At 71.4% G+C, this 22978-nt stretch carries 22 protein-coding genes and 1 tRNA gene; 8 read left to right on the top strand and 15 right to left on the bottom strand.

The window, feature by feature from the left end; all coding sequences use genetic code 11:
* Positions 1 to 1209, top strand: coding sequence for a 5-demethoxyubiquinol-8 5-hydroxylase UbiM (gene ubiM / locus OZN99_RS03270; protein ID WP_408611804.1), 1209 nt, complete (start codon positions 1 to 3; stop codon positions 1207 to 1209).
* A gap of 101 nt (positions 1210 to 1310) precedes the next feature.
* Positions 1311 to 2201: a DMT family transporter gene (locus OZN99_RS03275; protein WP_270933739.1), complete on the top strand. Its 891-nt coding sequence runs from the start codon at positions 1311 to 1313 to the stop codon at positions 2199 to 2201.
* On the opposite strand, the gene OZN99_RS03280 is transcribed toward OZN99_RS03275, so the two are convergent.
* From OZN99_RS03280 to OZN99_RS03295, 4 genes are all read right to left on the bottom strand, one after another.
* Positions 2188 to 2601 (bottom strand): protein-tyrosine phosphatase family protein, encoded by a 414-nt coding sequence (locus OZN99_RS03280; RefSeq protein ID WP_270933740.1) that lies wholly within the window; start codon positions 2599 to 2601, stop codon positions 2188 to 2190. The genes OZN99_RS03275 and OZN99_RS03280 overlap by 14 nt on opposite strands.
* A complete protein-coding gene (locus tag OZN99_RS03285) occupies positions 2598 to 3434 on the bottom strand; it encodes a c-type cytochrome (protein ID WP_270933741.1) in 837 nt (278 codons plus the stop codon). The genes OZN99_RS03280 and OZN99_RS03285 overlap by 4 nt, the downstream gene beginning before the upstream one ends.
* Positions 3435 to 3598: 164 nt before the next feature.
* Positions 3599 to 4558, bottom strand: coding sequence for a CDP-alcohol phosphatidyltransferase family protein (locus tag OZN99_RS03290; RefSeq protein ID WP_270933742.1), 960 nt, complete (start codon positions 4556 to 4558; stop codon positions 3599 to 3601).
* Positions 4555 to 5244: a phosphatidylserine decarboxylase gene (locus tag OZN99_RS03295; protein ID WP_270933743.1), complete on the bottom strand. Its 690-nt coding sequence runs from the start codon at positions 5242 to 5244 to the stop codon at positions 4555 to 4557. The genes OZN99_RS03290 and OZN99_RS03295 overlap by 4 nt, the downstream gene beginning before the upstream one ends.
* A gap of 45 nt (positions 5245 to 5289) precedes the next feature.
* On the opposite strand from OZN99_RS03295, the gene OZN99_RS03300 reads away from it, so the two are divergent.
* Positions 5290 to 5757 carry a hypothetical protein gene (locus tag OZN99_RS03300; protein WP_270933744.1) on the top strand — a complete coding sequence of 156 codons (468 nt, stop codon included), beginning with the start codon at positions 5290 to 5292 and terminating at the stop codon, positions 5755 to 5757.
* Here the strand turns inward: OZN99_RS03300 and OZN99_RS03305 are convergent.
* Positions 5694 to 6710, bottom strand: a complete 1017-nt coding sequence (locus OZN99_RS03305) for a LysM peptidoglycan-binding domain-containing protein (RefSeq protein ID WP_270933745.1) — start codon at positions 6708 to 6710, stop codon at positions 5694 to 5696. The two genes, OZN99_RS03300 and OZN99_RS03305, sit on opposite strands and share 64 nt — an antisense overlap.
* A gap of 235 nt (positions 6711 to 6945) precedes the next feature.
* Positions 6946 to 7737, bottom strand: a complete 792-nt coding sequence (locus OZN99_RS03310) for a hypothetical protein (protein WP_270933746.1) — start codon at positions 7735 to 7737, stop codon at positions 6946 to 6948.
* Between the two features lie 108 nt (positions 7738 to 7845).
* Between OZN99_RS03310 and OZN99_RS03315 the strand changes: the two genes are divergently transcribed.
* The 4 genes from OZN99_RS03315 (at position 7846) to OZN99_RS03330 (ending at position 9992) form a co-directional block, all read left to right on the top strand.
* Positions 7846 to 8544, top strand: a complete 699-nt coding sequence (locus tag OZN99_RS03315) for a cytochrome b/b6 domain-containing protein (protein ID WP_270933747.1) — start codon at positions 7846 to 7848, stop codon at positions 8542 to 8544.
* 74 nt (positions 8545 to 8618) lie between these two features.
* On the top strand, positions 8619 to 8981 hold the full coding sequence (locus tag OZN99_RS03320; RefSeq protein WP_270933748.1) for a DUF423 domain-containing protein: 363 nt from the start codon (positions 8619 to 8621) through the stop codon (positions 8979 to 8981).
* A complete protein-coding gene (locus tag OZN99_RS03325) occupies positions 8978 to 9889 on the top strand; it encodes an SAM-dependent methyltransferase (protein WP_270933749.1) in 912 nt (303 codons plus the stop codon). Before OZN99_RS03320 ends, OZN99_RS03325 begins: the two co-directional genes overlap by 4 nt.
* A 20-nt stretch (positions 9890 to 9909) precedes the next feature.
* A tRNA-Leu gene (locus OZN99_RS03330) sits at positions 9910 to 9992 on the top strand.
* A gap of 5 nt (positions 9993 to 9997) precedes the next feature.
* Here the strand turns inward: OZN99_RS03330 and OZN99_RS03335 are convergent.
* The 9 genes from OZN99_RS03335 to OZN99_RS03375 form a co-directional block, all read right to left on the bottom strand.
* Positions 9998 to 11344, bottom strand: a complete 1347-nt coding sequence (locus OZN99_RS03335) for an aldehyde dehydrogenase family protein (RefSeq protein ID WP_270933750.1) — start codon at positions 11342 to 11344, stop codon at positions 9998 to 10000.
* Positions 11341 to 12576: a hydroxysqualene dehydroxylase gene (locus tag OZN99_RS03340; protein ID WP_270933751.1), complete on the bottom strand. Its 1236-nt coding sequence runs from the start codon at positions 12574 to 12576 to the stop codon at positions 11341 to 11343. Before OZN99_RS03340 ends, OZN99_RS03335 begins: the two co-directional genes overlap by 4 nt.
* Positions 12573 to 14165 (bottom strand): squalene/phytoene synthase family protein, encoded by a 1593-nt coding sequence (locus OZN99_RS03345; protein ID WP_270933752.1) that lies wholly within the window; start codon positions 14163 to 14165, stop codon positions 12573 to 12575. The genes OZN99_RS03340 and OZN99_RS03345 overlap by 4 nt, the downstream gene beginning before the upstream one ends.
* Before the next feature lie 7 nt (positions 14166 to 14172).
* Positions 14173 to 15282 (bottom strand): glycosyltransferase, encoded by a 1110-nt coding sequence (locus OZN99_RS03350; RefSeq protein ID WP_270933753.1) that lies wholly within the window; start codon positions 15280 to 15282, stop codon positions 14173 to 14175.
* A complete protein-coding gene (locus OZN99_RS03355; protein ID WP_270933754.1) occupies positions 15282 to 16109 on the bottom strand; it encodes a lysophospholipid acyltransferase family protein in 828 nt (275 codons plus the stop codon). The genes OZN99_RS03350 and OZN99_RS03355 overlap by 1 nt, the downstream gene beginning before the upstream one ends.
* Positions 16110 to 16116: 7 nt before the next feature.
* Positions 16117 to 17703 (bottom strand): phytoene desaturase family protein, encoded by a 1587-nt coding sequence (locus OZN99_RS03360; protein WP_270933755.1) that lies wholly within the window; start codon positions 17701 to 17703, stop codon positions 16117 to 16119.
* An 82-nt stretch (positions 17704 to 17785) separates the two neighbouring features.
* Positions 17786 to 19390, bottom strand: a complete 1605-nt coding sequence (locus tag OZN99_RS03365; RefSeq protein ID WP_270933756.1) for a phytoene desaturase family protein — start codon at positions 19388 to 19390, stop codon at positions 17786 to 17788.
* A 58-nt stretch (positions 19391 to 19448) separates the two neighbouring features.
* Positions 19449 to 21089, bottom strand: a complete 1641-nt coding sequence (locus OZN99_RS03370) for an acyl-CoA dehydrogenase (protein ID WP_270933757.1) — start codon at positions 21087 to 21089, stop codon at positions 19449 to 19451.
* Positions 21086 to 22237, bottom strand: coding sequence for an FAD-dependent oxidoreductase (locus OZN99_RS03375; RefSeq protein WP_270933758.1), 1152 nt, complete (start codon positions 22235 to 22237; stop codon positions 21086 to 21088). Before OZN99_RS03375 ends, OZN99_RS03370 begins: the two co-directional genes overlap by 4 nt.
* 323 nt (positions 22238 to 22560) lie before the next feature.
* Between OZN99_RS03375 and OZN99_RS03380 the strand changes: the two genes are divergently transcribed.
* On the top strand, positions 22561 to 22978 hold a 418-nt coding region (locus OZN99_RS03380), incomplete at its 3' end, for a hypothetical protein (protein ID WP_270933759.1).

The following is a 22978-nucleotide window of genomic DNA, read 5'->3' on the forward strand; positions in this document are numbered from 1 at the left end:
ATGGGCGCCACGGCGGCCGCGGCGCAGAAGGGCGGCATGGACTGCGATATCGCCGTGATCGGCGCCGGCCCCGCCGGCCTGTCCTTCGCGCGTGCCCTGGCGGGAAGCGGCCTCGACGTCTTGGTGGTGGAGCGCGCGCCGGAAGCCGCGCTCGCCGATCCGGCCTTCGACGGGCGCGAGATCGCGCTGACGCATCGCTCGCAGGGCATCCTGGAGGAGCTGGATGCCTGGTCACGAATTCCGGCCAACGAGATGTCGCCCTTGTGGCAGGCCCGCGTGCAGGACGGCGCCTCGCCTTTCGTGCTGGACTTTGCGCCCGGTGGGGAGCGGCCGCTCGGCATGCTGGTGCCGAACCACCTGATCCGGCGCGCGCTGTTCGATGCCGTGCGGGAGGCCGGGTGCGCGCGCCTGCTCGCCGGTTGTGCGGTCGCCTCGGTCGAGACTTTGCCGCGGGGCGGCATGCTGCGGCTGGCCGATGGCAGGACGATCGCGGCGCGGCTCGTCGTTGCGGCCGACACCCGCTTCTCCGAGGCGCGGCGCCAGATGGGCATCGCGGCGCGGATGCGAGACTTCGGCAAGTCCATGCTCGTCGCCCGCGTCGCGCATGACAGGCCGCATGGCGGCGTCGCGACGGAATGGTTTGGCCGCGGCCAGACGGTGGCCATGCTGCCGCTGAACGGCACGCTCTCTTCCATCGTGCTCACCCTGCCGCCGCGGCAGATCGAGGCGCTCATGGCCGCCTCCCCGGAGGACTTCGGGGCCGAGGCGACGCGCCGCACCGCCGGCCGCTGGGGCGCGATGCGGCTGGTCGGCTCGCGGCATGCCTATCCGTTGGTCGCGACCTATGCCCAGCGCTTCGTGGGCACCCGGTTCGCATTGATCGGCGATGCCGCCGTCGGCATGCATCCTGTCACCGCGCACGGCTTCAACTTCGGCCTGGCCGGCGCGCAGCGGCTGTCGGCCGAGATCCGTTCGGCACTGGCCCGCCGTCGCGACATCGCCGATCCCGGCGGCCTGCTGCGCTACGAGATGGCGCACCGGCGCGCCACCTTCCCGCTCTTCACCGCCACCAACGCGATCGCCTCCCTCTACACGGACGACCGCGCCCCGGCCCGGCTGGTCCGCGGCGCGGTGCTGCGCCTGGGCAGCGCGCTGGGACCGGTGCGGCGCCTGGTCACGGCGCAGCTGATGGAGGCCTCGCCCGCCTGAGCGCGCATGGCGCAGGCCGCCTGGACGGCATGGCGGCTGCGCGCAACGGACGGATGGCGCCCGCGGCCTGACCCGGGCGAGACAGGGTCATGCCCGGCCCGATGACACCGCGAATCTGGGGGGTGCTGATCGCGCTGTCCGTCGTCTGGGGCACGTCCTTCTTCTTCGCCGCCGTGTCGCTGACGGGCTTTCCGCCCTTCACCATCGTGCTCGGTCGGGTGGCGATCGCCGCGGCCGTGCTGGCCGTTGCCTGCCACATGCTGGGGCTTGGCCTGCCGCGCGGCCGCGACGCCTGGCTCGCCTGCGCCGGCATGGGGTTCCTGAACAATGCGCTGCCTTTTTCCCTGATCATTGCGGGGCAGCAGCACATCCCGTCGGGTCTTGCGGCGGTGGTGAACGCGACGACGCCGGTCTTCGCCGTGCTCTGTGCGCATGCGCTGACGCGGGACGAGAAGCTGACCGCGAACCGGCTGGCCGGCGCCCTGACCGGCCTGGCGGGCGTCGCGCTGCTGGCTGGGCCGGCGGCCTTCGCGGCAGGGCATGGGTCGGAGCTGCTGGGCATCGCGCTATGCCTCGGCGCCTCCCTCTCCTACGGGCTGTCGGGCGTCTGGGCGCGGCGCGTGCGGCGGGCCGGGCTTGCGCCCATCCCGGCCGCGACCGGGCAATGCGCCTGCTCCCTGCTGATGATGCTCCCGCTGGTCCTGGTCTTCGACCGGCCCTGGCAGCTACCCGCGCCGCCGGGCGCCGCGGTGGCGGCGCTGATCGCCTTCGGCCTGCTCTCCACGGCGCTCGCCTATGTCCTGTTCTACGCGATCATCGAGAAGGCTGGCGCGACCAACGCCATGCTGGTCACGCTGCTCGTCCCGGTCACCGCGCTTCTGCTGGGCACCGCCGTCCTGGGAGAGGCGCTGGCGCCGCGACACCTGGCGGGCATGGGGGTGATCGCTCTGGGGCTGCTGCTGATCGACGGGCGCGTCTTCAGGGCCAGGTGAAGCTGCGGGCCATGGCCTGCTGCGCCTCGGTTTCCGCGGCATGCGGCAGGTAGTGGCGGCGCACGTAGTCGAGGGCATCGCCTTCCACCCCTGCGGCACGGGCCAGGCAGGCCAGGAACAGGCCGGTCCGGCCAATCCCGGCGCGGCAGCCCACATGGACGGGCCGCTCCGGCTCCGCCGCAAGCTGTGCCAGCACCGCGGCCACGGCCTGCTTCAGGGCCACGGGGTCCGGCAAGCCGAAATCCGGTGTGGGCAGCGGCACGTCGGCAAGCCAGGCCTTGCTCGCCGCCGGTTCCAGGCAGACGCCGAAGGCGCCGTCCGGAATCGCGTCGAACGCGCCGCCGGTGATTGTCACCGCGCGGCCTGCGACGACCAGCGGCAGGCTACCCTTCACCCTCACGGCAGCGACGGGATGCTGCGGAGATAGGCGACGAGGTCGGCAAGATCCTGCTGGGTCATGTTCCGGTAGGCCCAGAACGCCATGGGCGGCGCGAGCTGGCGGCCGTCGCGCGAGATCCCCTCCGTCACGGCGCGAACGATCTCGGTATCCGTCCAGCCGCCCAGCCCGTTCGCATGCGGCGTGATGTTGCGCGCCACCGAGACGCCCCAAGGGCCCCGGAACTCCATGCCGCCCGCCCCCAGGCGGGTCATGTCGGCGTGCCCGCCCTGCATCGGCGTATGGCATTCCATGCAGTGCGCCACCGCCCCCGCAAGATAGGCGCCGCGGGCGACCGGGTTGTCGGCGGGGGGAGCGACGCTCGCCACCGGCGGGCCATAGGCGGGCGGGAGCTGGATCCGGTAGACGCTGCGCTCCGCAACATTGCGTAGCGCAGGCACCGTGCGGAGATAGGCGACCATGGCTGCGATGTCGCGGTCGGAGAGTCCACGATAGAACGCGAAGGGCATGGGCGGGCCGATCAGCGTTCCATCAGGCCGGATGCCTTCGCGAATGGCTCGGGCGATCTGGGCGTCGGTCCACCGGCCGATGCCGGTCTCCGGGTCCGGCGTGATGTTGGAGGCGACGGCGCGGAATGGCGGCTCGTCGAAGACCGTTCCGCCGGCCAGGTGGCGTCCCGGCAGCGGGCCCTGCGGCCCCATCGGCGTGTGGCAGTTGCCGCACGCACCGGTCACCTCGACCAGATAGCGCCCACGCTCCAGCAGGGCCAAGTCCTGCGCCATGGCAGGCGCAGACAGCCATAGGGCGGCCAGCGCCGCGCACAGCAGACGGTTCATGCTGGACCTTCCTCATCCTGTTGCGCCTGGGGCGCCGCCAGGATGCTGCAACACTGTAGGAAGGTCGGCAACGTTGCTGCGCCGGAAGGCGGGTTCCCGAGCGTTGCGACCGGCCCCCCGCGTCGGTCGGCAAGCGGCCCAGGACCGCGGCCGCTTGCCGGCCGTCAGGGGGCGTTCGCGGCGGCCTTCGGGCCCGGCTCTGTCACCTGCTCGATCATCGCCTCGGCTTCACGTCGCAGCGCCAGATAGGACCGCACGGAGAAGGGCAGCATGCCGAGATAGATGATCCCGGCCGCGGCCAATGCCGCCCAGGGTTCCGCGACCAGCAACGCGACATAGGCGCCGACGCCCAGCAGCAGCGGCAGGATGGCGCTGCGCGGCACCTTGAAGTTCTTGAAGCTCCAGGTTGGCAGCGTGCTGACCATCAGTCCGCCGACACCGACCAGGACGATCCCGACCAGGACCGGGTGCCGGATCGCGTTCGCGAAGCCCTGCCAGCCCCATTCGCCGAAGGCGATGGCGGCGAAAAGTGGGAACAGCGCGCAGCCCGCACCCGCCGGGGCCGGCACCCCGGTGAAGAAGTTGTAGGCATAGGCCGGCTTCGGCTTCTCCAGCCCAATGTCGATCGAGGCGTTGAAGCGCGCCAGCCGCAGCGAGGAGCAGACCGCGAACAGCAGGCACGGCACGAAGCCGAGCGGCCCGACCGTCTGCATGGTCCAGAGATAAAGCACCAGCGCCGGCGCGACGCCGAAGGAGAGGAAATCGGCCAGGCTGTCGAACTCCGCGCCGAAGCGCGACGTGGCCTTGAGCAGCCGCGCCAGCCGTCCGTCCAGCCCGTCGATGACCCCGGCGACCACGATGAAGGTCGCGGCCTGCGGCCAGCGGCCATCGATGGCGAAGCGGATCGCCACCAGCCCGGCACAGAGGCCGAGCATCGTCAGGATGTTGGGGATCAGCCGGTTGAAGGACAGGCCCTCGAAGCGGGGCCGGGTTCGCGGACGCAGGCGCCGGCGGAGCCGGTGCAGCGGCTGCGCCCGGGCCTCGCGAACGGGCCGGGCCGCCCCGCCATGGCCGGGAGCTTGCGCCGCCGGGCCACGGTCCGATGGGGGCGCGCCCTCGCTCATCGGGGCGCCACCAGCGGCGGGAGTTCGGCGATCACCGTCTCGCCCCCGATCATCGTCTGGCCCTCCGAGACCAGCGGCCGCACGCCTTCCGGCAGGTACAGGTCGGTGCGGCTGCCGAAGCGGATGATCCCGAACCGCTCGCCCGTCGTCACCCGGTCGCCCTCCCGCACGGAGCAGACGATACGGCGCGCGATCAGGCCGGCGATCTGTACCACCGCCAGGTCCCGCCCGTCCGTGGTGCGGATCGCCATCGCGTTGCGCTCGTTGTCGTCGCTTGCCTTGTCCAGCGCCGCGTTGAGGAAGGCACCGTGGCGGTAGGCGATGCGGGTGATCCGGCCCTCGATCGGGATGCGGTTCACATGCACGTCGAGCACCGACAGGAAGATCGCCACCCGCCAGCGCGGTGCATCGCCCAGGCCGAGTTCGGTCGGCGGGACGGCGGGAGCGACGGACACGACCCGGCCGTCCGCCGGCGCCACGACGGCGTTGTGGCGCGTCGGCACCACGCGTTCCGGGTCGCGGAAGAAATAGAGGCAGAACCCGGTGAACAGGGCACCCAGCCAGAACAGCCAGGAACCGAGGAACAGCCACCCGATCAGAGCAGCGGCCACGCCGCCCCAGATGAAAGGTTTGCCGACGGGATGCGGCTTGGCGAGGACGAGGCGGACGGTGGAGGCAAGGCTCATGGCGCCGGTTATGGTCCCTTCACCCATCCTGGACAACATTCGGGCATGGACGCCCTGGCCGTTGCTCCCCCCACCCTTCCCAGGACGCCGGATGGAGCGGTTCCGCATGGGCCCTTCCTGATCACGGCCGAAGGAGAGCTGCACCCGCAGCGCGTCCCCGCCCTTCGCTTCGCCTGGCGCGGGCGCAACTGCGAGGCGCGACTGGCCGATGGCACGGTCCGGCTTTCCGCGGGGGGCGGCGCCGTTCCCTACACCGCCGAGCGGCAGCAGGATCGTGCCGCAGCGCTTGCGGAGGTGGGCCGGTTGCGGGCCGACTTGGCCAGCGGCTGGCGGCTACGGGTGATGCCGGATCTCCGGCTGTGGCTGGAGGCCGACGCGCCCTGCCCGGATCCCGTCACCGCAACGGGACTGGTGGCGGCGATGGTGGGCTTCGTCCTGGCCCTGGATCCCTACCTGGACCGGTTGGAGGCAGCCGGAGTCCCCGCATCGCCCGTCGGCATGGCGAAGACCTGACCTGGGAAGATCAGGTTCGGGTTGCGGATCTGCTCCCGGTTCGCCTCGTAGATCACGGTGAAGCGCGTGCCGCGCCCATAGGCGGCGCGGGCCATGCGCCACAGGTTGTTGCCCGGCTGCACCACGACCCGTCCTTCCGGCACCATCCCGTCGGGCAACTGGTCGCGCTGGAACGGGAGCTCGATCCGCGCCGCGACCGCGCCAGCTGCCGCCAGCTGATCGAGCCGCAAGCGGTGTCGGCCGACGGCGATCGCCTCCTCTGGCGCCAGGGCCCAGCGGCCCTGGCCATCGGCGCGCGCGTCACCCGCATGGCGGTCGTTGACATATACCCGGACCGTGGCGCCCGGTGCTGCGCTGCCGGCGAAGCGGATGGCGCCGGCGTCGTCATAATCCACTTGGCCAAGCGCGAGGCCCTGTTGTGGTGTCGGGCCCTGTAGCACGCGCGGCGGCGCAACGCTGGAGGGCAGCAGGACGACCAGGGGTTGTCCCAGAGGAGGGGCCGCATCCCCGCTTCGCGCTGACTCGCCACGGGCGACCTCGGTGACAGCGGGGTCCTGGCGTAGCACGGCGGGCGCCGAGGCGCCGGATTGGACGGAGGTGGTTGGTTCGGCGCGCGGGCCGTTGGCGCCTTGCTGCGCCTCGGTGACCATGGCCGGCGGATCCGGCACCAGCACGACAACCACGTCCGGTCCCGACAGTTCGGCCCCGCCGAGACGTCCAAGCAGCGTGAACTGCCGCGAGCCCGGCCGCAGCGGCTCGGCTGGGAGGATGACCCACTCGCCGCGGCCATCGGCACGCGCCCGTCCGATCTCCCGCCCATCATCGAGCAGGGCGACCTCGGCGCCGGGCGCGGCGCGCCCTGCCACCACCACGGCACCTCGCGCGCCGACCCGCACGACGTCGAACCGCGGCGGCTCGACCGCGGGTGCGGCGGCCTCGGCCGCAGGGGCCATGGGCGGGGACATCGACCCTGCGGAACGAGGCTCGTTCGCGACCGGAGGCGGCGGAAGGGCGATGCGGCCGGGCGCCGGTGCCGCGGGGGCGGCCAGGAAGCGGCTCGCGACGAATGCCGCGAGGCCGGCGGAGACCGCCACGACGATGAGGAGCGCGCGCGCGCTGGCCGTCATGGGCTCGTAACTAGGCAGTCCTGTCGTGAGACGACAAGGTGCCAGATCAAATCACGCGGCGTCATGACAGCGCCCCGGCAAGCGCCGCCGCCGCCCCACCCGCCAGTACGGCACCGAGCGGCGGTCCCAAGCGCGTCGCCACCCGTCCCCCGAGCGGTGCCCCGACCCAGAGTGCGGCAATCGGGGCGGCTGCGATGGCCCAGTCGGCCGGTGTTCCGCGCGCCATCACCGGCAAGGCGGCGACCGCTGTGAGCGCGCCGGCCAGAGGCAGTGCTGCCAGCGGTGGGGGCAGCGTGCTGCCCCTCGGCGGCGGAACCATCGCCGCAGCCGCGGCAGCGGCCAGCGCTGCCGTCGCGAGCACGAGCTGCGGTCCTGGCGCCGGCACGAAGGCCAGGCTTGCGACCAGCGAAGCGGCTGCGACCGGTGCGGCCCAGCGCGGCGTGCCTCCGAAGGCGAGCAGCGTGGTTGCCGCGGCTGTGCCGATCAGCACCGGTGCCGCGCGTTGCAGGTCTGCCGCCACTGTCGGCGCGCCCGACATCCACCAGCCGACCCACAGGGCGCAGGCGGCGACGGCTGGCAAGGCCAGAACGCGCCAGCGCGTCGCCAGCGCGCCCAGAGCCGGAACCAGCATGACCAAGACGAGCATCAGCAGCGGCAGGCGTTCCGGCAGCTGCCGCGGCGTCGCGGTCAGCAGGCCGAAGGTGAACCACCATCCGGCCAGCACGCCGATCCCGGCCGAAACGCCGAACAGCAGGCCGCGGCGCAGGTGGCGCGCGGCCAGAGCCGCTGCGACGGCAGCAAGCAGGCCGACGACCGCACCGAGATGGGGCATCAGCGACTCGGGCAGATCCATGTTGCCCTCCTGCCGTGCACGGGCGTCCGGGCGCAACCGTCACAGCCGGAAACTTGCCTGCTCCCGACCGGCGCCGCCAGATTGCGGCTGGACAGGATGGATGGCGACATGACGATGCTGGAGCGAGGCGTCTCGGGCGGACGGCTGAAGGTGTGGGATCCCTGGGTCCGTCTGACTCACTGGGCGATCGTCCTGCTGCTGCCGTTCTCCTGGTGGACCGCGGAGACATCGCGCTTCGACCTCCATTTCCTGTCCGGCTACGCCATCCTGTCGCTGGTGCTGTTCCGCATCGCGTGGGGCATTGTCGGCTCTGACACCGCCCGCTTCGCCCGCTTTCTCAAGGGACCGGTCGCGGCGATGCGGCATCTCGCGCATCTGCGTCGCCGCGAGGCGCCGGTGGACATCGGCCACAACGCGGCCGGGGGATGGATGGTGCTGCTGCTGCTCGGCCTGCTGCTCGTGCAGGCGATCGCCGGGCTGTTCTCGGACGACCTGATCTTCACGCGCGGGCCGCTGGCACGGCGCGTGGACGAGGCCTGGAGCAGCCTCGCCACCTCGGTCCATCTGCGCGTGTTCTGGGTGATCGTCGCATGCGCGGTGCTGCATATCTTGGCGGTGGTGGCCTATCGCGTCCTGCTCGGCAGGAACCTGGTGCGCCCGATGGTGACCGGGGTGTTGCAGGCGCCCGGGCTCGACCGCGCCCCGCCGCCGCGCATGGGAAGCCCGCTGCTGGCTCTCGTCCTGCTGGCCGGCGCCTCGACCTTCAGCTGGTGGATCAGCACGCTCGCGCCGCTGTCGGCCTTTTAGCCGCAGGACCGCTTCCTGCGGCCGCGGCCGCCCGCCTCTGGACAAGCTTCGCGTCGGCGACCTAGTGCGGGCGCATGTCCCGCACCTGGATCGCTCTCGGCGCCGTCTTCGGACTCGTCTCAGTGGCCATGGCAGCCTACGCCTCGCACGGCCTGCCGCCTGAGCGCGCAGGACTTGCGATGACGGGCGCCTCGCTCGGGGCGTGGCACGGGCTTGCGCTGATCGGCACCGGCCTGTTGGCCGAGCGGCGAGCCGGGCGCCTGGTTCACGTTGCGGCGCTGCTCTTCGTCGCCGGATCGCTGATGTTCTGCGGCGGTGTCTTCCTGCGCGCGCTGGGCGACATATCCCTCGGCCTCGTCACGCCGGCCGGCGGTATCGCTCTGCTGACGGGATGGGGCGTGCTTGCCGCGGCGGCGCTGGTCTCGCCCGCGCGATGATCGCCAGCGCCTACCTGGCGGCCGCCGGGTTCGAAGCGGAACTGGCGGAGGAGTTGCGTCGCAGCGGCCGGGCCGTGTCGGCATGGCATGGTCGCCTGGCCCTGTCGCCGGACGGTCCCGGGCCCGCGGCCTGGGCCCTGGATGTCTGGAGCGATCCGCGGGAGCTTCCGGCGCCTTCGGTGAAAGCCTCGGCCGACGCCTTGCGGGCCATGCAGCGGAACTGGGCCGGCTACACGGTCGCCCATCATCGCCGGAGCGCGCTGATTGCGGAGCGTCTCCCGCCGGTCAGGGCGCGGCCGCTGGCCTTCCCCGAAGCGCCCCCGGCATCGCATCTCGGCGCCTGGACACTCCTTGCGGCGGATCGGCTGCTGGCGTCGCCGACCAAGACGAGTCCCTTCGTGAATGGCGAGGTCGCGTTCATCGAGGACCGGGAGGGACCACCCTCCCGCGCCTATCTCAAGCTGTGGGAGGCGCTGACGCGCCTCGGCCGCCATCCAGGGCCGGGCGAGCGTTGCCTCGACCTCGGCGCCTCTCCTGGCGGCTGGACCTGGGCGCTTGCCCGGCTGGGGGCGCTTGTCGAGGCGGTGGACAAGGCGCCGCTCGATCCGCGCGTCGCCGCCATGCCGGGTGTCTCCGTACGGGCCGAGAGCGCCTTCGCGCTGGATCCGACGAAGGAGGCCGCGGTCGATTGGCTGTTCAGCGACGTGATCTGCTACCCCGCGCGATTGCTGGCCCTGGTGCGGCGCTGGATCGCGGCGGGCGCGGCGCGCAACCTTGTCTGCACGGTGAAGTTCCAAGGTGCGACGGACCATGATGTCGTCGCGCAGTTCGCCGCGATCGAGGGCGCCGTGCTGTTCCACGGGGCCCACAACAAGCACGAGTTGACCTTTGCCCGGCTCGCCGCGTGACCTATAGCCGCAGCGATGCGGCCCGCCTGGCGGAACGGTAGACGCAGCGGACTTAAAATCTGTCGCCCTTGCGGGTGTGGGGGTTCGAGTCCCCCGGCGGGCATCTTCTCAGCGCTTGCCGATCAGCCGAGCCGTCAGCTTCTCGGCAATCGGCCGGCGTGGCAGGTCGAACAGCCGGGAGAGGCTCCAGCGACCGTGCCGCACACGCGCGCGCATGTCCGAGAATTCCAGGAAGCCGGCGCGGCCGTGGTAGCGCCCCTGGCCCGAGGCGCCGACGCCACCGAAGCCCAGCGCCGGGAAGGCCGCGTACTCCACGGCCCGGCCCGTGACGATCGCACCAGACCGCGTGGCCAGGGCCACCCTGTCCTCCTCGGCCCGGCTGGCGCCGAACAGGTAGATGGCGAGCGGTGGTGTGCGTGCGTTGATCCAGGCGAGCGCAGCGTCGAGGTTCGACACGGCCTCCACGGCGAGGACCGGTCCGAAGATCTCCTCGCGACCGAGTTCCGAATCCGGTGTCGTCTGCGCCAGGGTCAGCGCACGATGCCGCATCGGACCGTCCGGGCCAAGCGGTGTGAGACGCGCGCCCTCGGTCAGGGCAGCAAGCCGCTGCATCTGCACGTCCGACGCAACGGCCCCCTCGGGCATCGCGATCCTGCTGTCGCGGCAGGCTGCCGCGAAGGCCTCCGGCGCATGGCCGACCAGCAGCACGGTGTCGGGCGCGATGCAGGTCTGTCCGGCATTCACCGCCTTGCCGACCAGGATGTTGCGTGCCGCCGCGGGAAGATCCGCGCCGGGCAGCACGATGGCCGGACATTTCCCGCCGAGTTCGAGCGTCACCGGCACCAGGTTGCGCGCCGCCGCCTCCGCTACCTTGCGTCCTGTCGCCGTGCCGCCGGTGAAGACGAGATGATCCCAGGGCTGCGCGGCGAAGTCGGCGGCGACGGTCCGGTCGCCCTGGACGGTGCGCGCGATGTCCGGGCCCAGCGCCTCCTCCAGCACGGCGGCGACGAGCGCTGCGGTGCGCGGTACCGCCTCGGAGGGCTTCACGGCCACGCGGTTCCCGGCGGCGAGGGCATCCACGACAGGCCAGAGCGCCAGTTGCACCGGGTAGTTCCAGGGCGCGATGATGCCCACCACGCCCTTCGGTACCGGCTCCTCCCATGCTGAAGCCGGCCAGAACGGGAAGGGCACGTAGGCGCGCCGTGGCCTCGCCCAGCTGCGCAACCGCCGCCGGGAGTAGCGGGCGGCGTCGGCGACGACGAGTACATCCGCGAGCAGCGTGTCGAAACGCGAGCGGCCACCATAGTCTGCGTCCAGTGCGCCTGCGAAGTCCTCGGCCCGCGCCAGCAACCGCTGAGCCAGACGCGCGAGCAGGTCGCGCCGGCGCTCAAGGTCGAGCCGGCCATCCCGCATCTCCGCGGCGCGGAGTGCAGCGAGCGCCGCAGCGGGGGTCACTGGTCCCTCGGCAGCGGCGCGCTGAGCAGGGCCGCGGCTGCCGCCTCGCCGGACCGGATCGCCGCCTCGATCGTCGCGGGCAGTTCGGGCAGCGTCCAGTCGCCGGCCAGTGCCAGGTTGGTCAGCGGCCTGCGGGGCGGCCGCGGTCGGGGCGACAAGGTGTGTCGCGGCGTCGCGCGCCGTTCCCGCACCGCGCGCGCGGGCGGCGGAGCGACCGGCCATGTGCCCGGCAGGCCGAAGCGGGTCGCAGCTTCCCGTACCTCTGGCCAGATGCGCACGGCCGCGGCCTCCTCCGAGAGGCTCACGGCATTATCGGCCGCACTCACCGTCACCGAGATGCCGGCGGGACGCACCAGCACCCATTGCGCGAGGCCGCCGAGCAGACCGATGAAGCGAACCGGTCCTTCCGTTTCATGCGCGAAGTGGAGGTTGAGGATCGGCGCGTGCACCTGGGGCGTCTCGATCTCCGGCAGGAGCCGCCCGGTTTCCCAGGGTGGGACGGCGAGCAGCACGGAGTCCTCGGGTTGCAGTGCCATCACCTGCTCGCCGAAGTCGAGTGCGGCGACGCGATCGCCCTCGCGCACGAGGCCGCGCAGGCGCAGTCCGGCGCGGACGGTCGCGCCGTGGCACCCAAGCGTCGCCACGGCGGGGGCGACGAGGTCAGGCCCCAGCCCGCGCATCGCGACGTAGAGGCGGGCGGCACCCGGACCGGCAAGCCGGCGCAACACGTTGCCGAGCAGGCGGGCCGAGGCTTCCTCCGCCGGCGTGTTCAGCGCGGCGACGGTCAGTGGTTCGACGAGGGTCCGCAACAGCGACGGATGAGCTGCGAGGGCCGCGGCCACGGTGCGGTCGGCGCCCGGCAGCGCGAGACGTCCGAGGGCGAACAGCCCGCCCAGCGTCAGGCCTACCGGCCGCCTGGCGCCGCGGATCCAGCCGAAGGGCGACAGCGCAACCTGACGTGCCGTGTGATCCGCGAGGTCAAGCACAGGCAGGCCATCAGGCTCCGGCTCGATCCAGGCGTCACGCGCGCCGATGGCGGCCAGGAAGCGCAGCGCCACGCGGTTCGCACCGAGCAGCGCATGGGTGCCGTTGTCCGTGCCGTCCGGTAGTGCACGTGCGCGGCCGCCGGGTGCCGGTGCGGCTTCGTAGAGCGTCACGCGATAACCGCCGCGCGCCAGCGCGAGCGCGCCGGCAAGCCCCGCCACGCCACCGCCGATCACATGGAACGTCATGCCGGCGCCATGGCGACGAGCGCCATCCGAAACCGCTCCGCCGCGGTCAGCCTGGCGCGCTCGCGCGGCGCCTTGAAGCCCCGGCTCAGCATGCGGTCCAGGAGCCGGCGGTAACCCCACATCATGACCTTCGCCGGCTTCAGCGCGCGGCTGTCGTGGCGTGCAAGGTCGGCATCGGCCTCCGCGAAGCCCTCCAGCGCCTGTCGTGCCAATGCCTCGCAGCAGGCCACGAAACCGGGATGCGCCACGATCGCGGCCGCGTCGTCGGTCGCCACGCCATGCCGATCGAGCAGACTGCGCGGAACATACACGCGATCGATCGCCGCATCCTCCTCCGCATCACGGAGGATGTTGACAAGCTGGAAGGTGCGGCCGAGCGCCAAGCCGAAGCCTTCGGCTTCGGGTGCGCCGAAGATGCGCACGGCCATGGCGCCCACGCTGCCGGCCACACGACGGCAATACAGGTCGAGCGCGGTCTCGTCCGGCAGCCGCACCCGGCCTTCGGCATCCGTCTCCATGCCCGCGATCATCGCCGCGCATTCGCTGACCGGCAGAGCGAATTCACGACAGGCCCAGGCGAGTTCGACCGAGAGCGCACAATCCGGTGTCGCCAGCTTGCCGCGCCACTCGGCCAGGAAGCGACGCTTCTCGGCAAGAGGCATCGCGGCATCCGCGATGTCGTCCACCGCGCGGCAGAAGCCGTACACCGCGAAGAGTGCCCGGCGCCGTTCGCCCTTCAGCACGGCCATGCCGCGCGCGAAGGACGATTTGGCGCGCGCTACCTGCGCTCGCACCACGGCTGCATCGGATGGCGGTCGGAAGACCAACGCGGCGAAGGCCGATGCGAAGTCGGAGCGGTCCAGTGCGACGCGGCTGTGCACCGGGTCGGCGGCGCGCAGGCGACCCAGGAGCTTCCAGGCCAGACCGAGCGTCACGGCCGACTGGTGCCGAAGCCGCGAGCGGAGAAGACGCGGCAGTGGCGCTGCGACGTTCAGCGTCGCTTCCACCCTGTCCAGCGCGGCATCCAGCACCGCACGGCGCCGCGGGTTGTCCGTGGCGAAGAAGGCTGACTCGCCGCCGGCCAGCGCTATCCAGGGCTCCGGCAGGTAGATACGGTCGAGCGTGTCGCGATCCGGCACAAGATCCTGCAGATGGTTCAGGATTTGCAGGGCGGTGCACAGCGCGTCGGAAGCGCGGTATGCCGCCGCGCTCTCGCCGTGCAGCCGCAGCAGCATGCGACCGACCGGCTCGGCGGAGCGGCTGCAATAGGCTTCAAGCTCCGCCCAGTCCGCGTAGCGGCGCTGCGTCGCATCCTGGCGAAAGGCGGACAGCATCGCCCGCGCCTCGTCGGTGCCCACATCGGCCAGCGTAACGTCGAGCGTGGCCTCGAGCGCGTCCAGGCGCCGCAGCTTCTCCTCGGCCGTCAACGACGCGGAATCGGCGATGTCGTCGGCGGTCCGAACGACGCCGTAGAAGGCAAGCACCTTGGCGCGTGCCGCGCGGGGCAGCAGCAGCGAGGCGACCGGGAAGTTCTCTGAATCGTGGTCGCGTGTGGGCGGGCCGACCGCGATGGCCGTGGTGCCCTCCATGCGGATCTCAGGCCGTTCCATCGGGCTGGTAGGCGCGGCCCTTCCAGCCGGCCGGCTTGCCGAGCAGGCCGCGCACCAGCGCCGTCCACTGGATCGCCAGCGCCACCGCGACGGCGGCGGGGTGCAGGGGAATGGTCCACCACGGCTCACGCACCCGCAGCGTGACCGCCGCGCGCAGTGCAAGACCGAGGGCGAGGGCGAGGAAGGCCCAGGCTTCCGGCAGCAGGGCGATGGGCCAGAGGAAGGCGCCGGCCAGCATCACGGTCCAGATCGGCAGACCGACCGGCGTGGCCATGCCCTCCCGGGCATTCTTGATGAAGCCGGCCCAGCTCTGCGCGAAGCCTGCATACATGCGGCATGTGGCGAGGGATGCGCCCTCCACCACTTCGGTGCCGAAGCCGGACGCCCGCATTCTGCGCGAGAGCTGCAGCGCATCGTGCAGGACGCCGCGGATCGCCGCATGACCGCCCGCGGCTTCGTAGGCCTTGCGCTCGACCATCATGAGTTGCCCGCAGGCCGCGGCCATGTCGGGACGCCGGGTGAAGGCGCGCCCGCCGCCAGGCAGGTAGCAGAACAGCAGGAAGTTGATCATCGGCACGGTCACTGCCTCGCCGAACGACCCGATCTCCTGCCGCGGCACGCCGGTGATCATGGCTGCCCCGGTGCGCGCCGCATGACCTGCCATGGTGGCCGCCGCGTCGGGCTCCAGCCGCACATCCGCATCGATGAACAGCAGGTGGGTTCCGCGCGCGGCCTCTGCCAGCCGCGCGCAGGCATGGACCTTGCCGGTCCAGCCAGGGGGCAGGGCGGGGGCCGTCTCGAGCCTCACGCGCGGGTCGCGCGTGGCGAAGCCGCGGACGATCTCGGCCGTGCGGTCGGTGGAGCCGTCGTCCATCACCACGACCTCAACCTCCACCCCGCGCGCGGCCAGCGCATGTTCGAGGCAGGTGGCGATGTGGGCTTCCTCGTTCCGCGCCGGCACCAGGATCGACACCAGCGTGCCGCCTGCGGGTGTGCCGCGCGGTGGACGCACGAAGAAAAGGTTGGCGACAGCCATTGTCGCCGGGAAGGTCGCCAGCAGCAGCGCGATCCACGCCCAGGTGAAGTCTAGGTCCATCAACCGGCCTCCTGCCGGGGGTCGTGACGTGGATCGTAGCGCTCGCCACGAAACGTCGCGGTCACGCGACGCCAGAGCTGAAAGATGCCGCCCATGCCCTCGCGGCCACGCAGCAGCGTCTCGAAACGCGCCGGGTCGCGCGAGATCGCGTCCGTGGCAAGCCGGTCCATTGTGGCGCCGAGCGCCGCCGAAAAGGCGTCGGCGCGCGCTTCGCGGTCGAGGGCTGCCAAGTGCGTGCCCTCGATCGGCTCGCCGAAGGCGCACAGCATCTCTGCCTTGCGCTCGGTCCAGAACGGGTAGTCGAGGGCGAGCGGGAGGAAGACCGCATCGGGGGCGAACTCCGGCAAGCGCGTCATCCCCGGCGCGATCGGCACCGGACGCTCCCGCACATCGGAAAAGCGGCCGGGCGCGTTCATCCAGAGCATGCGCCCGGGGTCGGAAAGCACCTCCTTCGCCAGGCGCAGGAAGGCGATGGCGCCGCGCGGCGTGCCGGTCTCGACGCCGAAGACGCCGAGCCTGCGCATGAAGGGATAGCGATCCAGCGCCGCCTTATCCATCGGGATATACATGCGGCGCGACCGGAACAGCGCCTGCGACAGCAGCATGAAGGCGACGCCGTCCCACCAACCCGGATGGTTGGCGAAGACGACGAGCGGGCGATCGCCGTAGTCCCGCGGCATGCCCCAGCGCGCGATCCGCACGGCGCGCATGTGCTTGCGGAAGAAGCGCGAGAAGATGAAGTGGAAGAACGCCATGCGCCGCGGATCGAAGCGGCCGACGGGGTCTTCCGTCGGTGGCCTGGTCTCCTTCGGCGCGATGGCGTTCACGGCATGGCTACTCCGCCGCCGCGGCGAGTTCCGCGTCCCGCCGCCCGGCCTGCCGCGCGCGCTCGCTCATGCCACGGCCGCCGGCATCCTGATCCATCGAGTCTGCGGCGATCCAGCCGGACATCATCACCATCGGCATGCCCGGTCCGGGATGTGCGGCGCCGCCGCAGAGATAGAGACCCTTCACCACCTTGCTGCGGTTGCCCGGCTTGAAGGCGCCCATGAAGGTGCCGTGGCTGGCAAGACCGTATATCGCGCCATCCAGCACCTTGTAGCGGTTGTGGATGTCCACCGGGGTCAGTTGGCTCTCCACCACGATCCGCTCCTCGATGTCCTCCATGCCGCCGGTGCGCTTCAGCTTGTCGAGGATCTTCTGGCGATAGGGCGCGAACATCTTCGACCAGTCGTGGTGCGGACGCAGGTGTGGCGTGTGCACCAGGACATAGAGCGCTTCGCCGCCCGGAGGGGCGGAGGTGTCGTCGCTGCAGGACGTGGCGGCGAGATAGGCGGTGGGATCGGGTGCGGGCTCGCCCTTCTTGTAGATGGCGTCGAACTCCTCCTCCGCGTCGCGGGAGAAGACGAAGCAGTGATGCGCCAGGTGGTCGTAGCGCTTCTTCAGCCCGAGATAGAGCACGACGCCGCTGCAGGCGGGCTCGAAGCCCTTGCGGTCGTATTTCCGCGCCGGTTCGCCGCCGACCAGCTCGCGATAGGTGCGGATCGCATCCATGTTGGAGATGACGGCATCGCAGGCGATCCGCTCGCTCCCGGCAATGACGCCCTTCACGGCGCCATCCTGGATGTCGAAGCCCGTCACCTCGACGCCGGGCCGGAGATCGGCGCCGAGGTCGGCGGCGAGCTTGGCCAGTGCCTCCGCCACCGCTCGCGTGCCGCCGACCGGATACCAGACGCCCTCCGTCGCCTGCATGTCGGCGATCGAGGTCAGGACCGCCGGCGCCAGGTAGGGCGAGGACCCGACATACTGGCAGTAATGATCGAGCATCTGGGCCAGGCGGGCGTCGGGCACGTGGCCGCGGATCACCTTCGCCACTGTGCGGCCCATCTTCAGGCTCAGCACGTCCTTCAGCGTGTCGGGGTTGAGGTTCGCCTTGAAGTTCAGCGTGTCCGACATGCCTTCGACGGAGCGCCAGAAGAAGAAGCGCTCCGAGACGCCGTGCAGGTTCTCGGCCTCGGCCTGGAGCCGCCGATAGCCCTCGCCCATGCCCTTGCCGGGTACGAAGCGATCCATCTCGGCCGCCATGCGGTCGACATTCTCCATCAGGTCGATCCGCGTCCCGTCGTCGAAGAAGCATCGCCATTGCGGGTCCAGCCGGATCAGTGGCAGGTCCTGCGCCTGGTCCCGGCCGGCCTCCGCGAAGATCCGCCGCAGCACGCGCGGCACGGTCAGGATCGTCGGCCCCATGTCGAAGCGGAAGCGGCCGGAGCCATCCGGGGCATCCAGATGCAGCACCGCCGCCTTGCCGCCCAGCCACGGGTTCTTGTCGAGCAGCGTCACCTTGTGGCCGCGTGCCGCAGCCACCGCTGCCGCTGCCAAGCCACCCAGGCCACCGCCGACCACCACAACCCGCTCGGCCATCAGTTCCACTCCCCTGTCCGGGACCCAATCATGAATAGCACAACGGCTCGTCTCGCCACCGGCCGAGGCCGCGGAGATTGTCTCAGCGGTCCGGGCTGTAGGCCGCCGCCGGGGTGGCCGCCGACAGATCGCCGGCGGCGGCCGGACGGCTCGGCGCGCCTGTCAGGCCGAGGTCTTTCGCCATCAGACCTGTCGTGATCCGCGCGCCCTCGTAGATCACCGGCAGCCCGCTGCCGGGATGGGTTCCGCCGCCGACCAGATAGACCCCCTCGACATCCCGGAACCGGTTGCCCGGGCGGAAATAGAGCATCTGCGGGAGTTCGTGCGAGAGGTTGAAGGTTGCGCCGAAGCCCACGGCATAGTCGCTCTCCCAATGCTGCGGGGCGACGACGCGCTCGTATCGGATGTGCGGCCGCAGATCGGGCAGGCCCAGCGCCTTGAGGCGGTCCAGCGCGACCTCCCGGTAGCGGGCCGTCTGTGCAGGCCAGTCGGGCTGCTTCAGCAGGTTCGGCACGGGCACCAATACGTAGAGCGCCGTATGTCCCGCGGGGGCCATCGTCGGATCGGTCGCACCGGCATGCTGCACGTACATCGAGGGTACTTCCGGGATGGTGCCCCCTTCGATCTCCGCGATGTTCTCGCGGTAACCCTCGCTGAGCAGCACCGTGTGGTGCGCGAGTTCGGGGCATGGCCGGTCCAGCCCGAGATACAGCATGAAGGTGGAGCAGGAATACCGGGCCTTACGGATCTTCTCGTCCGACCAGTCGCGCCGCAACTCGTCGGGGATGAGCCGCGGCGCGGCATGCGCGAAATCAGCGTTCAAGACCACCGCATCGGCGTCGTGCCGTGTGCCACCGCAATCCACGCCGCGCGCGCGCCGTCCCTCGAAGGCGATACGGTCCACAGCGGAGGACAAGCGGATCTCCACGCCCAAACGCTCCGCCACGCGCGCCATGGCGTGCGAGACGGCGCCACAGCCGCCGATCGGGTGGAAGATGCCGTGATCGTATTCCAGGTAGGACAGGATGGTGAAAAGGGACGGGCAGCGGAACGGGCTCATCCCGAGGTACTTGGTCTGAAACGAGAAGGCGAGACGTACGCGCGGGTCGCGGAAGTGGCGGGCCAGGTCGCGATCCACGGTGGACCACGGGCGCAGCAGCGGCAGCGCACGAATCATGTCCCACTTGACCATGTCGAGCGGCCCTTCGAAGGCGCGCTCAAGGACCGGGCGGAACACATCGAGCTTGGCCCGGTTCTCCGCCATGAACGGGCGCAGCCCCTTGGCATCCCCGGGGGCGAACTTCGCGAGCTCCGCCTGCATCCGGTCGAGGTCGGACGAGCAGTCCAGCTGCGTTGCGCCGCCACCGCTCTCGAACACCAGGCGATACTGCGGATCGAGGCGCCGGAGATCCACCTCCGCCTCCAGCTCCGCGCCGCAGCGCTGGAAGATTTCCTTCAGGATGCGCGGGTACAGGAAGAAGGTCGGCCCGAGATCGAAGCTGTAGCCTTCCGGCGATGTGAGCGTACGGGTTCGGCCGCCGATCACGGCGTCCTTCTCGAAGATCGTGACGCGGGCCCCGGACTCGGCCAGCAGCATCGCGGCGGCAAGGCCGCCGGGGCCGGCTCCGATGATCGCAACCTTCGTGCGCGGGCGGTGGAGGGCAGGTGAGGCGAGAACGGTGTTCATGGGGACCCGCAGCCAGATGCCCCCGGCGCCGCAAGGCGCAAGGGGCACGATCCCACGTTCATGCCGCAGCCGGCCGCGTTGCGGAAGGGGAGGTGCCGGCCGCCTGTTCGATCTCCAGGCAGCGCGCTGCGGCGCGCGGCAGCAACCGTGTCAGGTAGAACGCGGCCAGAGACTCGCGATCCGGGTCTGCGGCTGCTGCGCGGGTGAGCATCCAGCCACCCAATGTCCAGCCGCAGGCCTCCAGGTAAGCGACCGCCAGCGATTGAGCGGCGTCCGGATCGCGGGCTTGCAGCGCGATCATCGTGTCGGTTGCGGCGCCCAGCTGTGCAGCGGCGGCAGCCAGGCGCGGCTCCCCTGCCAGATCGGCAAGCAGCGCGCGCATGGCGACCCCGCCGTCCTTGGCGACCTTGCGCACCACCAGGTCGATCGCCTGGATCCCGTTGGTGCCCTCGTAAATGGGGGCGATCCGGGCATCCCGCAGGACCTGGGCGGCGCCGGTATCCTCGACGAACCCCATGCCGCCATGCACCTGGATGCCGAGCGAGGCGACGTCCACCCCGCGATCGCTGCACCACGCCTTCACGACGGGGATCAGCAGCGCGAGGCGCTCCGCGGCCGCCGCATCGCCCAGCATGTGATGGCGGTCGAGCGCGGCGGCGGCCTCCAGCGCCAACAGGCGGCCCGCCAGGGTGACCGCCCGCATTTCCATCAGCATCCGGGCCACGTCCGGGTGCTGCGCGATGGTGCGTCCGCCCTGCACCCGCTGCGCCGCGTAGTCCTCTGCAAGCTTGAGTGCGCGTGCCCCTTGCCCGACGCCCTGGACCCCGACCGCCAGCCGCGCCGCGTTCATCATGGCGAACATGGCCTGCAGGCCGCGGTTCGGTTCGCCGACCATTTCCGCCTCGGCCCCCTCGAACAGCATCACGCAGGTCGGCGAGGCGTGGATCCCCATCTTCTTCTCGAGTCCCCCGCAGCGCAGCGCGTTGCGCCGTCCGTCCGGCAGAATGCGGGGGGCAGCGAACAGCGAGATCCCGCGCGAGCCCGGCGGCGCGTCCGGTAGTCGGGCCAGAACCAGGTGGAGGATATTCTCCGTGGTCTCATGCTCGCCCCAGGTGATGTAGATCTTCTGACCATGCAGCGCGTAGCGCCCATCGCCCAGCGGTTCGGCACGCGTGCGGATGGCGCCCAGGTCGGACCCGGCCTGCGGCTCCGTGAGGTTCATCGTGCCCGGCCACGCGCCGGAGACGAGCTTCGGCAGCCATCGCGCCTGCTGGTCGGGGGAGGCGAAGCCGGCCAGGAGGTCGATTGCACCGGCTGTCAGGATCGGGCCGAGGAAGAATGCCATGTCAGCCGCGGAGGCGAGTTCGACCAACGCGGTCCAGATCGCGTGCGGCAGGCCCTGACCGCCATGCTGCTCCGGCGCCGCCACCCCCTGCCATCCGCTGTCAATCCAGGCACGCATCACCTCGTGGTAATGCGCTGGCACCGTGACCCTGCCATTGGCGTACGCCGCGCCCTCGCGGTCAGCCTGCTGCCATCCCGGCGCGAGCACCTCCGTGCAGAAGCGGTCCGCTTCGCGCAGCAGCGCCTCGATGTCGTCGCCGCCGAGTGGGGCGCCGGCCGCCGCCGTGAGCCCGGGCAGATCGACCACGCGCGTGAGCCCGAGGATGAGGTCGTCGGCAGCCGTCGGGAGTGTCATGCCATCTGGTCCTGTGTGATCTCGTCCAGCAGCCCCGCAGGTGGTGCCGCCTCGCCGGCCGCCCATCCCGGCAGCGCAGCGGCAATCGATGGATCGCTCAGGCTGCGCGCAAGCGCGAGGCCGAGCAGCGGACCGAACTTGAAGCCGTGGCCGGAGAAGCCGGACATCACCCAGCTTCGGTCGCTGATCGGCTCCAGGATGAAGCGCTCGAGCGGCTCCACGTCATACCAGCAGGCCGAGGCCGATACCACGCGATAGCGCTCCAGATCACGGATCCGATGGCGCGCCAGGTCAAGGATCGCGTCCGATTCGGCGGGCGTGACGCTGCGTGGGCCGTCCGGGTCCGCGGTCGCCGCGAAGCGATGATCACCGATCTTCAGCGGCGTGCCGGCGACCGGCGGCACGGCGTAGAAGCCGCCATTCTCTGCCAAGTCCAACAGCATGGGAGCGCACGCCCAGGCTTCGGCACGGTCCGGCGGCGGGGCGAGCCGCACGACCACCTGCCGCGTCGGCCTGACCCGTCCCGCAATCCCTGGCAGAAGGCGCGGCCCCCAGGGACCGGCGGCAACGACGAGCAGGTCGGCCGACCTCGTGGTGCCATCGTCCAGGGCGACAAGTGCGCGGGCGGCGTCCACGGATACGGCGCGGCCACGCTCGATCGGGACACCTCGGTGCCGGAGCAGGCGCGCAAGCGTGTCCACGATCTTCCGGGCCAGCAGGACGCCACCCGACGCGATGCGGAAGGCATCCGCGATGCCGTCTGACCGCAGGAAGTCGTAGGCCACCGCGACGTCGTCGGCCGCCAGGCTCTCGACAGCGTATCCGTCCGCCAGCAGTGCCGCGCGGCTTGCCGGCAGCCAGCTGCCGGTCGATCCCGCAAGGGCTAGGACTCCCGTCTGCACATAGTGGCGCTCGCCGGCTTCGCGGAACAGCAGGTCCCAGGCGCCGTACGCCGGGTCCACCATCCGCATGTAGCCGGTATGGGCGCCATAGGCGTGACGGATCAGCCTGTGGTCGTCCACCGAGGAGCCGCGCGGATTGGGGACGTCGTCCTGCTCCAGCAGGCGGACGGCGAAGCCCGCACGCGCCAGCGCCCAGCCGGCAGAGAGCCCCATGATTCCCGCGCCGAGGACAAGAGCCGTTCGCATGGGCTCAGTCTTGCCTGATGGACGTCCCTTGGCGAGAGGGGAGGGCCTGCGGCCCGCCGTCCGCCGCGTCCGACCCTTTGGCCGGCGGCGAGGCGGACATTGGGCCCGCCCCGCCATCCGTCAGCGCCGCCTGACCCGCGAGCCGTCCGGGTGTGCCCACCGAAGCTGGGCATGACGCAAACCATGAGTCGCCGGGCCACGGGATGCAGACCGGAATCGCCCTGAGCGTGCCCAGGACGATACCGGTCTAGTGCATGCGGCCGCGGCCCGCGCCGCCGCCGCGGGTCGATCCGCCGCGGCTGCCCGCACCGGATCGCGCTGCCTTGCCGCCCGTGGTTCCGCGCCGCGTGGTCGATGCCTTGGTGCTGCGCGCCGAAGCGGTCTTCGCGCCATTCGAACGCGCCGTGGCCTTCTTGGTGCGGCTGGTGCTCCCTTTCGTGGTGTTCCGGCTGCCGCGGGTCGAGGTCGTCGCCGACTTGGCCCGCGTGCTGGACGCGGACTTCGTGCGGCTGGTCGCCGCCGTTTTGCCGCGCGCCGCCTTGGATCCGGCGCGCTTGCGGGATCCAACAGCCCCGGCGGTCTTGCGCCCACCCGCTGCCGTGGTCTTGGCGGCTGCCTTGCGCGTCGTCGACGCCTTGCGCGCCGCTGCCCCGCGCGTGCCCGCGCCGGAGGACGCCGCCTTGGCGCGCGTGCTTGCGCTGCTGCGCCCGCCCTTTGCGGCCGCAGCCGTCCGCCCGGCCG

It is taken from the genome of Falsiroseomonas oryzae (assembly GCF_027856955.1).
GTDB classification, from domain to species: domain Bacteria; phylum Pseudomonadota; class Alphaproteobacteria; order Acetobacterales; family Acetobacteraceae; genus Falsiroseomonas; species Falsiroseomonas oryzae.

Coding starts and splice junctions, on each gene's coding strand:
- OZN99_RS03285 (WP_270933741.1), bottom strand. CDS start 3,434: ATGAACCGTCTGCTGTGCGCGGCGCTGGCCGCCCTATGGCTGTCTGCG.
- OZN99_RS03360 (WP_270933755.1), bottom strand. CDS start 17,703: ATGGCCGAGCGGGTTGTGGTGGTCGGCGGTGGCCTGGGTGGCTTGGCA.
- OZN99_RS03375 (WP_270933758.1), bottom strand. CDS start 22,237: ATGCGAACGGCTCTTGTCCTCGGCGCGGGAATCATGGGGCTCTCTGCC.
- OZN99_RS03315 (WP_270933747.1), top strand. CDS start 7,846: ATGACGATGCTGGAGCGAGGCGTCTCGGGCGGACGGCTGAAGGTGTGG.
- OZN99_RS03345 (WP_270933752.1), bottom strand. CDS start 14,165: ATGGAGGGCACCACGGCCATCGCGGTCGGCCCGCCCACACGCGACCAC.
- OZN99_RS03320 (WP_270933748.1), top strand. CDS start 8,619: ATGTCCCGCACCTGGATCGCTCTCGGCGCCGTCTTCGGACTCGTCTCA.
- OZN99_RS03290 (WP_270933742.1), bottom strand. CDS start 4,558: ATGAGCGAGGGCGCGCCCCCATCGGACCGTGGCCCGGCGGCGCAAGCT.
- OZN99_RS03365 (WP_270933756.1), bottom strand. CDS start 19,390: ATGAACACCGTTCTCGCCTCACCTGCCCTCCACCGCCCGCGCACGAAG.
- OZN99_RS03295 (WP_270933743.1), bottom strand. CDS start 5,244: ATGAGCCTTGCCTCCACCGTCCGCCTCGTCCTCGCCAAGCCGCATCCC.
- OZN99_RS03340 (WP_270933751.1), bottom strand. CDS start 12,576: ATGACGTTCCATGTGATCGGCGGTGGCGTGGCGGGGCTTGCCGGCGCG.
- OZN99_RS03325 (WP_270933749.1), top strand. CDS start 8,978: ATGATCGCCAGCGCCTACCTGGCGGCCGCCGGGTTCGAAGCGGAACTG.
- OZN99_RS03310 (WP_270933746.1), bottom strand. CDS start 7,737: ATGGATCTGCCCGAGTCGCTGATGCCCCATCTCGGTGCGGTCGTCGGC.
- OZN99_RS03300 (WP_270933744.1), top strand. CDS start 5,290: ATGGACGCCCTGGCCGTTGCTCCCCCCACCCTTCCCAGGACGCCGGAT.
- OZN99_RS03305 (WP_270933745.1), bottom strand. CDS start 6,710: ATGGCCCCTGCGGCCGAGGCCGCCGCACCCGCGGTCGAGCCGCCGCGG.
- OZN99_RS03350 (WP_270933753.1), bottom strand. CDS start 15,282: ATGGACCTAGACTTCACCTGGGCGTGGATCGCGCTGCTGCTGGCGACC.
- ubiM (WP_408611804.1), top strand. CDS start 1: ATGGGCGCCACGGCGGCCGCGGCGCAGAAGGGCGGCATGGACTGCGAT.
- OZN99_RS03275 (WP_270933739.1), top strand. CDS start 1,311: ATGACACCGCGAATCTGGGGGGTGCTGATCGCGCTGTCCGTCGTCTGG.
- OZN99_RS03370 (WP_270933757.1), bottom strand. CDS start 21,089: ATGACACTCCCGACGGCTGCCGACGACCTCATCCTCGGGCTCACGCGC.